Origin of the sequence: Bradyrhizobium sp. (assembly GCF_030654605.1) — a bacterium.
Taxonomy (GTDB): Bacteria; Pseudomonadota; Alphaproteobacteria; order Rhizobiales; family Xanthobacteraceae; genus Bradyrhizobium.
Map to the genome: position 1 here is coordinate 111,322 of NZ_JAURXB010000065.1, position 10,072 is coordinate 121,393.

General features: G+C 63.3%; 8 protein-coding genes and 1 tRNA gene. 3 read left to right on the plus strand and 6 right to left on the minus strand.

Annotated elements, in window-relative coordinates:
* Positions 1-13: 13 nt before the first annotated feature.
* The 5 genes from Q7U29_RS05875 to rpmH form a co-directional block, all read right to left on the minus strand.
* Positions 14-397: a DUF423 domain-containing protein gene (locus Q7U29_RS05875; RefSeq protein ID WP_304739440.1), complete on the minus strand. Its 384-nt coding sequence runs from the start codon at positions 395-397 to the stop codon at positions 14-16.
* Positions 398-399: 2 nt separating this feature from the next.
* A complete protein-coding gene (gene yihA / locus Q7U29_RS05880; protein WP_304739442.1) occupies positions 400-1,050 on the minus strand; it encodes a ribosome biogenesis GTP-binding protein YihA/YsxC in 651 nt (216 codons plus the stop codon).
* Positions 1,051-1,176: 126 nt separating this feature from the next.
* Entirely contained in the window at positions 1,177-3,048 is a 1,872-nt protein-coding gene (yidC, locus tag Q7U29_RS05885) for a membrane protein insertase YidC (RefSeq protein WP_304739444.1), read from the minus strand.
* A gap of 18 nt (positions 3,049-3,066) precedes the next feature.
* On the minus strand, positions 3,067-3,519 hold the full coding sequence (gene rnpA / locus Q7U29_RS05890; protein ID WP_304739446.1) for a ribonuclease P protein component: 453 nt from the start codon (positions 3,517-3,519) through the stop codon (positions 3,067-3,069).
* Between the two features lie 24 nt (positions 3,520-3,543).
* Positions 3,544-3,678: a 50S ribosomal protein L34 gene (rpmH, locus tag Q7U29_RS05895; protein ID WP_011471298.1), complete on the minus strand. Its 135-nt coding sequence runs from the start codon at positions 3,676-3,678 to the stop codon at positions 3,544-3,546.
* A gap of 447 nt (positions 3,679-4,125) precedes the next feature.
* Between rpmH and Q7U29_RS05900 the strand changes: the two genes are divergently transcribed.
* Entirely contained in the window at positions 4,126-5,601 is a 1,476-nt protein-coding gene (locus Q7U29_RS05900) for a sensor histidine kinase (protein WP_304739466.1), read from the plus strand.
* A 282-nt stretch (positions 5,602-5,883) separates the two neighbouring features.
* Positions 5,884-5,960, plus strand: a tRNA-Arg gene (locus Q7U29_RS05905).
* Here the strand turns inward: Q7U29_RS05905 and Q7U29_RS05910 are convergent.
* The gene (locus tag Q7U29_RS05910) at positions 5,931-7,568 is read right to left on the minus strand and encodes a recombinase family protein (protein WP_304739448.1); all 1,638 of its coding nucleotides are present in this window, start codon (positions 7,566-7,568) and stop codon (positions 5,931-5,933) included. The two genes, Q7U29_RS05905 and Q7U29_RS05910, sit on opposite strands and share 30 nt — an antisense overlap.
* A 1,358-nt stretch (positions 7,569-8,926) precedes the next feature.
* Between Q7U29_RS05910 and Q7U29_RS05915 the strand changes: the two genes are divergently transcribed.
* Positions 8,927-10,072 (plus strand): DUF3363 domain-containing protein (locus tag Q7U29_RS05915; RefSeq protein ID WP_304739450.1); only part of this gene is annotated, 1,146 nt, incomplete at its 3' end.

Sequence of the window (10,072 nt, forward strand, 5' to 3'; positions counted from 1 at the left end):
GCCGTTACCCCATCTACGATTTCTCGATGCGTCTCGGCCACGCCGCCGCCACCGCGAGCGCCAGCCAGCTTGCGATCAGCAGCGCGCCGCCGGTCGGTGCGGCCATCGGAAAAAGCCCGTGGCCGGCATAATGCCGCAGCGTCAGGTCGCCGGCGAACAGGGCGGTGGCGACGAAAAAGCCCCAGCCGGCCAGCATCCCGATCCCGAGATGAATGACGCCGCGCTCCGCCAGCGCCACGGTGCCCAGCAGCGCTGCGGCGTGAAGCAGCAGCATCGACGAGGCCGATGCCAGCCGTGCGGCGTCGGGCAGATGCGCCGAGGCCGCCGCCAGCATCACGCCGTCGGCGCCCATCACGCCGGCCAGCACGATCAGGATCCGGGGAAGGCGCGAACCCATCGTCAGCTCCGCTCGCCGAGCAGCCGCACCATGGCGGCGCGCAATTCCGGCATTCCGGCGCCGGTGCGCGAGGAGGTCACCAGGATTTCCGGAAAGGCAGCGGGATGTTTTAGCAGCGCGTTCCTGACGTCGGCGACGCGCTGCTCGAGCTCGGCCGGTTTCACCTGATCGGCCTTGGTGAGCACGACCTGATAGCTGACCGCCGACTTGTCGAGCGTGTTCAGCACGTCGAGATCGACCTCCTTGAGGCCGTGGCGGCCGTCGATCAGCACGTAGACCCGCGCCAGGCTGGCGCGGCCCTGCAGGAATTGGTGGATCAGCTTGGTCCATGACGCGACCTTGGCCTTCGGCGCGGAGGCGTAGCCGTAGCCGGGCATGTCGACCAGCCGGAAGCCGGCATTGTCGGGGCCTTCGAAGAAGATCAGCTCCTGGGTGCGGCCCGGCGTGTGCGAGGTCCGCGCCAGCGCGTTGCGGCCGGTCAGCGCATTGATCAGGCTGGATTTGCCGACATTGGAACGGCCGGCAAACGCGACCTCGACGCCTGCCATCGGCGGCAACGTCTCGATCGTGGGCGAGGCCCAGATGAAGGTCCATTCGCCGGCGAACAGTTTTCTGCCGAGTTCGAGCAGCTTCGCATCGGGTTCATCGGTCATGCGAAGGCTTCCGGTTGCGGTTCCTCATGGTGAGGAGGCGCTTTTTTAGCGCCGTCTCGAACCATGAGAGCCCCGATGGCTCATCCTTCGAGACGCGCGCAAGAGCGCGCTCCTCAGGATGAGGGCTCAGGTCTTCGACTCGGCCTTCTTCGAGGCGAACGTGGCCTTGAGATTGTCGAGCAGTTCCACCTTCACGCCGTTCTTGCGCATGATGTAGCTCTGCTGCAGCACCGAGAGCAGGTTGTTCCAGGCCCAGTAGATCACCAGACCCGCCGGGAACGAGGCCAGCATGAAGGTGAAGATCAGCGGCATCCAGTCGAAGATCATCTTCTGGGTCGGATCCGGCGGCGTCGGATTGAGCTTCATCTGGAACCACATCGTGATGCCCATGATGATCGGCCAGACGCCGAGCATCAGATAAGGACCGACCACCGGTCCGAGCGTCATGGGATCCCACGGAATGAGGCCGAACAGGTTGAACAGCGTGGTCGGATCCGGTGCCGAGAGGTCCTTGATCCAGCCGTAGAACGGGGCGTGGCGCATTTCGATGGTGACGAACAGCACCTTGTAGAGCGAGAAGAACACCGGGATCTGCAACAGGACGGGAAGACAACCGGCGACCGGGTTGATCTTCTCCTTCTTGTAGATCTCCATCATCTCCTGCTGCTGCTTCACCTTGTCGTCGGGGAAGCGCTCCTTCAGCGCGGCCAGCTGCGGCTGCACCGACTTCATCTTCGCCATCGAGGCGTAGGATTTGTTGGCGAGCGGGAAGAACAGAATCTTGATCAGCACCGTCACCAGCAGGATGGCGACGCCGAAATTGCCGAACAAATGGTAAAACCAGTCCAGCGCCACGAACATCGGCTTGGTGATGAAGTGGAACCAGCCCCAGTCGATCAGGAGGTCGAAGTGGTTGAGCCCGAGCTGCTTGTTGTAGCCGTCGAGACCGGCGAGCGGAAAATTGATGCCGACCACGCTGGCTTCCTTGGCGCCGGCGAACAGCCGGGCGTTGGAAGAGCCGGTGCCGCCGATCGCGATGGTCTGCGCATCCTGCAAATAGTCGGTCTGATAGGTGCGGGTGGCCCCCACCAGGTTGGACGAGAACCGGGCCTGCAGCTGCGCCGTGGAGTCCGGCAGCAGCGCCGCCGCCCAGTATTTGTCGGTGATGCCGAGCCAGCCGTTGGTGACCTTGAAGGTCTTCGACTTCTCTTCGTCGATCTTCGAGTAGCTGTATTCCTGCAGGCCCTGCTCGCCGAGATAGCCGATCAGGCCTTCATGCAGGATGTAATAGCCCTCGACCTTCGGGGTTCCGTGCCGCGAAATCAGCGCGAACGGATACAGGGTGACCGGCGCATTGCCGACATTGGTGACGTCGTCCTTGACGGTGAAGAGATAGCGCTCGTCGATCGCAATGGTGCGGCGGAAGGTGAGGCCTTCGCCATTGTCGTATTTCAGCGTCACCGGGCTGTTCGGCGCCAGGCTGCCCGAGCCTTCCTGCTGCCACAGCGTGTCGCGATCCGGCAGCCGCACGGTGGAGCCCGCGGCGGCGACCCAGCCGAATTCAGCGTAATAGGGCGTCGGCGAGCCCGACGGCGAGAACAGCACGACCGCCGGCGATTTGGGATCGACCGTGGTGCGGAATTGCGTCAGCGCCAGATCGTCGATGCGGGCACCTTTCAACGCGATGCTGCCGCTGATCTTGGGGGTCTCGATCTTGATGCGCGGCGCCGCTGCGATTGCGACCTCGCGGTTGACCACCACCGGTGCCGCTGCGGGCGGGGCAGCGGCTGGCGCATTGGGCGCGCCCGGGGCGCCGGCCTGCGGGGTGGCGGGGGTGCCGGCCGGGCTGCCGGGCTGCGGCGCCTGCTTGGCCTGCTCCATCTGGGCCTGCTGCGCGCGCTGCTTTTCCATCTGCGGCATGTTGAAGAAGTATTGCCAGCCGATCAGCACGAGGCCGGACAGAATGACGGCGAGGATGGTGTTGCGATTATCGGTCATCGTTCAAGGTCTCGTCATTCAATTCGGTTTGCGGCTGGCGCGAGAGTCTTTATTATTCGACGCGGTGTCCTGACGCGAACCGGTGCCCGCTTCGCGGCCAGGCGCTCTGGCAGGTATTTTTGGCGGTCTCGCCACCTGGTCTTTGGGCTGCCGCTCGAGGCGACCCAGCGCCGAGCGGAGATCGTCGAGCATGGTCTCAAAGTCGCGGTTCAGTGCGGTACGTCGGCCGACTAGCACATAATCACTGTGCGGTCGCATGGATATGACGTCCAGCCGTTTCACCAGTTCGCGCAGCCTGCGCCGGATGCGATTGCGCTCGGTGGCGGTGCCGTTCTTCTTGGTAACGGTGAAGCCGACCCGGATCGGGCCGTCATCGTCGCGCAGGCGGCCTTGCAGCACGAAACCAGCGCTGTTGGCCCGCGCGCCATTGGCAACGGCGAGGAAGTCCGCCCGCTGCCTTAGCCGATCCATGATGAAATCCCCGGGAAGCCCGGCTCAGGCGCTCAGGCGCTTACGGCCGCGCGCGCGGCGAGCGGCGAGAACTTTGCGGCCGCCGACCGTGGCAAGGCGGGCGCGGAAGCCGTGGCGGCGCTTGCGCACCAGTTTGCTGGGTTGATAAGTCCGCTTCACGGGTAGTTCTCCGCTGACAATTGGCAGGCTAAGCTGCAATTTGCCTGATGAATGAGGTTAGCCCGGTGATGTTGACCGGCCCGAAACGGGCCGTTTCCGGCCCAATTGAGCCGCCCCGGTCGAACCGGGCCATCGCGGACAGTTGGCGCGGCTTATACGGGAGCGACCTGTTTTCGTCAATGTTGCGCCATGCCGCATTTGAGGTTCCTCGAAACGACGCAATTGGCGCGAATATATCTGTTTTCGCGGGGTTTTTGTCGGTAGCGGGCGCGGCGGCGCCGGATCCGGATCCGGCCGACATTAGCGATCCGTAATTTGACCGGTTGCGGTGCAGAACGCATCCTCGAAACCCAAGGCATCGGGACCACCATCGTGTCCGTGAGCGACCAGCAGCCAGCTATCGAAACGGCGCAGTCCAAGGCGTCGCCAAGGCAGTTGCCAAGGCAGTTGCCAAGGCAACCGTCAAGGCAACCGTCGAGGCAACCGCCGAGGCTGCCGCGAAGGCTTGGCCTTTCCGGCAAGCTGCTGCTGCTGACCATTCCCCTGATCATGATCGCGGGAATGCTGATTTATGTGCCCTCGATCGCCAATTTTCACATGAACCGGCTGAACGACCGGCTGGCGGCGGCCAACACCGCCGCCCTGGTGCTGGATGCCGCGCCGCTCGGCATGGTTCCCGATTCGCTGTCGCGGCAAATCCTGAAAAGCATCGGCGCGCGGGCGGTGGCCATCAAGATGGGGCAGCAGCGCCGGCTGTTGGCCAGCGCCGATCTGCCGCCGGCGATTGATCGCGACATCGACGTGCGCACCATGACGGTGTGGTCGGGTATCCGGGATTCCTTCGAAATCATGCTGGAACGCGGCAACCAGGCGATCAGGGTGATCGGTCCCGCGTCCGGCGGCGGGCATTTCATCGAGGTGGTGATCGATGAGGCGCCGCTGCGCCAGGCGATGTACCGGTTTTCCCGCAATCTGCTGCTGGTCTCGCTGGGGATCGCGATGTTGACCGCCGGGCTGGTCTATCTGGCGCTGCATTTTCTGTTCGTGCGGCCGATGCGGCGGCTGACCGCGAGCCTGGTCGGATTCCACGAAAACCCCGAGAGTTCGGCCTATATCATCGTCCCCAGCCAGCGCGGCGACGAGATCGGCGTCGCCGAACGCGAATTGAGCGACATGCAGCGCGACCTGGTGTCGATGCTGCATCAGAAGAGCCGGCTCGCCGCCCTCGGTCTCGCGGTATCGAAGATCAACCACGATCTGCGTAACCTGCTGGCCTCCTCGCAACTGCTGTCGGACCAGCTTTCCAGCGTGCCCGATCCCCGGGTGCAGCGCTTCGCCCCCAAGCTGATGCGCTCGCTGGAGCGCGCCATCGCGTTCTGCCAGTCGACGCTGTCCTACGGCCGCGCCCAGGAGGCCGCTCCCGATCGCCGCATGATCCTGATCGAGCCCGTGGTCGCCGAGGTGCGCGAATCCGCAGGCCTCGCCACCGACGCCTCGATCGGCTGGATCAGCGCGATCGAGCGCGGGCTCACCATCGACGCCGATCCCGACCAGCTGTTTCGCGTGCTGCTCAACCTCGTGCGCAATGCGGCGCAGGCGCTGGAAAGCCATCCCAAGGGCGATGCCGCCACCTTCCAGATCCGCATCACCGGCCGCCGCGAGGGCTCGGTCGCCATCATCGAGGTCTCCGACACCGGGCCCGGCGTGCCCCAAAAGGCCCGCGAGCATTTGTTCGAGGCGTTCCAGACCTCCGGCCGGCCCGGCGGCAGCGGGCTCGGCCTCGCGATCGCCGCCGAACTGGTCCGCGCCCATGGCGGCGACATCCACCTGGTCGAAGGCACCATCGGCGCCACCTTCCGGATCGCGATCCCGGACCGGCCGGTGGAACTGCTCAGCGTGCGGAACGAGCGGGCACGGGCGTAAGGACAGCTCGATCCGTCATTCCGGGGCATCGCCAACGGATCCGGCCTGTGGCCGGTCCGATGGCGATGAACCCGGAATCCAGAGGTAATTTTGGGAGATTCCGGGTTCGCGCTGGCGCGCGCCCCGGAATGACGGCAATTTCCCTCCGGAATTGGCCGTCACACGCCGTCTTGCAGACCTTGCCAATCCCACCCGGAGCGGGTAGCTAAAGCGCTCTTTCGCGACCTTCCGAACACACCTCGGATGCATCCGGGCCTGCGCCCAAGATGCCCCGCGAAAAACGCGCCCGTAGCTCAGCTGGATAGAGCACTAGACTACGAATCTAGGGGTCAGGAGTTCGAATCTCTTCGGGCGCGCCATTTGCGTACAAAACTGCGAACCCCGTTCTTGCCGGCCTGCGAGCTGGCGATAACGGCTTGTTCGAGGCTTGATTTTGAGCCGTGGATGCGGATCACACGATCGTCGACTTCGATGGCATCGATAAACGAGCGCAGGTAGGCCTTGCGAAATGGAATGTCGCCTGTGGTGATACTCTGGCGCATCAGCGAGCCGAAGCGTTCGATTTTGGCCCTGTCGATACGGGCTGCCGGAGACTGGCCTTTGATCCGGTCGAGTGCGCTTCGCGCCTGGTCGCGATCGGCCTTGATGTCGGCAAGTCGGATTTTTAGAACTTCGTCGAGATCGGTGACACCGTCTTCAACGAGCGCGTAGAGGCGCCGAAGCTTATCGTCGGCTATGCTCGCCTGCCGGGATAGTTGATCAATCCGGTCCCGGACTTCGCCGCCGGCCATCGCCCGGCTCTTGACGATCTCGGCAAGGAGATCGGCGATACGATCGGCAACCAGGAGATAGTCGGCGATATGGCCGGTTACCAATTGGTCCAGCCTGTCCATCGGAATCGAGCGGCCCTTGCACGCGGTCTTGCCCATGCGTGCGGCGCCGGAGCAAGAATAGTAACGGTAGACCCGTCCGGTTTTCGAAGTTCCCGTGCGTAGTGTCATGGCGGAGCTGCAACTGGCGCAATAGGCAAGCCCGGTCAGCAAGATCGGCCCCGTCGTAATCCTTGGCGGCATTGATCGGGGATTACGTGCCTTGAGCGAGCGTCGTACCTGGTCGAAAGTCTCGCGCTCGATGATCGGCGGAACCTCTACCGCGATGACTTCGGCGACGGGCTTTTCTTGCCCGGTTTTTGCGTGCCGGCGGTTGAAGCGCCACTCGCCGATATAGAGCGGATTGGTCAGGATCAGATGCACCGGTCCGACACCGAAGCGTGCGCCAAGCCGTGTTCGGATGCCGCGCGTATTCAAGGCCTTGGCGACTTCCTTGACGCCGAGAGGACCACTCGCTCCGTCGCCTTCAAGGTAGAGCTTGAAGATCAACCGCACGGTCTCAGCCTCGACGGGATCGATGATCAGGCGCTTCTTGGTCCTGTGGCCGCGCTTTTCGACATCCTCGACCGCGTAACCAAGCGGCACGCGGGAGCCGTTGTAGAACCCCTGGCGGGCGTTCTCCTTCATGGCGCGCAGCACGTGTTTGGCGTTCTCGCGGCTCTGATATTCATCAAACAGCGCGATTACCTGTCGCATCATCACTTGCGACGGGTCGTCACCCAGCTCCTGTGTGATTGAGACCAGTCGCACACCATGCTTGGCAAGCCGGCGGATATACATCTCGAGCCCAAAAGCATCGCGGAAGAAGCGGCTGAAGCTGTGCACCACGATGACGTCGAATGGTCGATCGTCATCCGAGGCACGTTCGATCATGCGCTGGAATTCGGGGCGCTGATCGTCCATGGCGGAGGCGCCCGGCTCTATATAGTCGGCGACGACCTGCCAGCCTTGGCGCTCACAATAGGCCTTTGTCTGCGAGCGCTGATCGGGGATCGAGAGATCCACTTCCGCCTGCCTCGTGGTGGAGACACGCAGATAGAGCGCCGCACGCGAAGCGATCGACACCGGCAGATTCATGAAAGGTTCCTCCGCGAGCCGAGCTCATTTGAGAATATCATCCAGCAGCGTTCCCAGGAACGCCTCAATGACATCCAATTCGCGCGGAGATATGGCAATCTTGGCAGGGAAGTCGTCCGTGACAATAAACGAGTCGGATCGTTCGTCGCATTCCGCACTGCGCGCAGTGTGTGGGGGCAACGAGATCCCTGCATCCGATTTCTTGGCGGATGCGTGACGCTCTCGGGATAGATGACGGCGAGCCATCCCGCCAGAGAGTGCATCGGGTCGTAGGTCGCAATCAGTTCTGATCGAACTCGCAGAACAGCGTGCAATGACAGGCAGGCGGCGAGGTTTTGTACGCCGGCAAGTTCGTCAGGAAATGGCCAGCGTCCCTGTTCACCCTCGTTTGTCTTGCCGGCCATTTTGAGGCCAAGCGTGCAATGCGGAAAAGGTCCGACTGGCCGCTGGCGATATGGTTTTCCGCGCAGCGGACGCTGTCAATGATCTACGACCGTGTGCCACGGCGCGCTCCGAAGGGGAGCGCGTCATTGACAGCGTCCGCCGCACGGAACCGCTCGCCGCCAAGCGTTCCGACGGCGAAGTCTGGCCATCTCGCGATGCGTCTCCGCCGCGTTTCCAGTCGTGGATTTGTGTCACCGTGAGCACGGCGATGAGAGATTTTTTAACGCGCGTCACCTTTCCGGATGCATGCTCACAGCGGGCTGAGCGCGCGGTAACTGAAACTTTTACATGTATTCGGAACGCCATTTTTGCATTGAGCGGCGTGCCGTTTGTTGGCGTTCACCCATGCTCATGTAGCATTTGTTGCGAGGCGTTGATCGGACTGACGCTGGGCTGCCCGTTCTGAGTGCGGTCGTAGTTTTGCGTGGTCTGGCGGGAGATCGGCGAAGTTGAGGTGGAGGGCAAGATTAAAGCAAACTGACGTTTGCCCGAAGCCGTTGTCTGCACACTGGTTTTAGAGATCAGGTTTTGAGAGAGCGGCTTCATCCCCGCCAAACCTTTGTTTTTGTTGCCGGCAGTGCGCCGCCGACCTGTCTTCTGTTGTCTTCTTGATCGCGTGTGGTGACATCGCCGGCATGAGCGACGACAGTTCCGATTTTCGTCCACGCCCCGGACGTATCCGCGATCGGGGAGCTCGCATTCGTCGGCGACCACGCACTTTCGTTGCGGAGGTGATGAGAGCCGCCGCCAAGGCCAACGGCGGTCCGCTGACGTTGGCAAAGTTGCGCGGCAAAGCTAGGAGCTCTGCCGGTTCGACACGGCCCAGGAAGGGCCGCTGCTCGCGGATTGGCCGGGGTCAGGCCGCGGTCAATCGGTTGAAGCTTTCGGCAAGCCAGAGAGGCCCGGGCCAGCGCATGCGCCGCGTCGTGGTCAAGGCGCGCATCGTTCGCTTGAAGATCGGCAGCCGGGCAGCGCTGGCTCATATCAGCTACCTCCAGCGCGACGGTACGACCCGCGAGGGCGAGCGCGGCCAGCTCTATGGGCCAGACAACGACCGGGTGGATGGGCGAGCCTTCGTCGAGCGCGGGCAGGGGGATCGCCACCAGTTCCGGTTCATCGTAGCGCCAGAGGATGGCGACCGCCTCTCGGACCTGCGCGGCTTTACCCGCGACGTGATGCGGCAGATGGAACAGGATCTCGGCACCAGCCTCGACTGGGTCGCCGTCGATCATTTCAACACTGGCCATCCGCACAGCCATGCGGTGATCCGGGGCAGGGATGATCTGGGTAAGGACCTGATCATCGCCCAAGACTACATCACCGACGGGATGAGGCTGCGCGCCCAGGAGCGCGCGACCCTGGAACTTGGCCCGGAGACCGACCTGGAATTGCGGACAAAACTAGAGGCCGAGATCACCCATGAACGCCTGACCCGGATCGACCGCGCCATGATCGACGAGGCGAACCAGGGCTTTCTCGATCTGCGACCGGAGGCCGGCCAGCTCCGTGCCGATTTCGACCGCACCTTGCGTATCGGTCGATTGCAGGTCCTGGAGCGGTTTGGATTGGCAAGCGAGCCCCAGCCTGGGATCTGGCACCTGTCGGATCGGCTTGAGCCGACGTTGCGGGAACTCGGCGAGCGCGGCGACATCATCAAGTCGATGCACCGTTCGCTTGCACAGCTGGGGCACACCCGTGCCATAGAGGGCATCCGCCTGCACGGCGAGGGCGCATCGACCCCAGTCACCGGTCAGGTGATCGGCAAGGAGCTGATCAATGAACTGGACGACCGTGTCGGCCTGATCATCAATGGCATCGACGGGCAGGTCCATCATGTCACCATGGGCGGGACCGCCATAGAGGAGGAAATCCGGATCGGGTCCATTGTGGAGATAGGCCGCCCCCGCTCAGAGCCACGCCCGGCCGATCGTAACATCGCCGAGATCGCCCAAGCGACCGGCGAGTACCGCCCGAGCCATCACCTTGCTATCGCCGAGGTCGGCCGGGTCCGGGTCCCCGGCGGGGACTATGAGGCCTATGTCGAAAGCCATGTCCGGCGC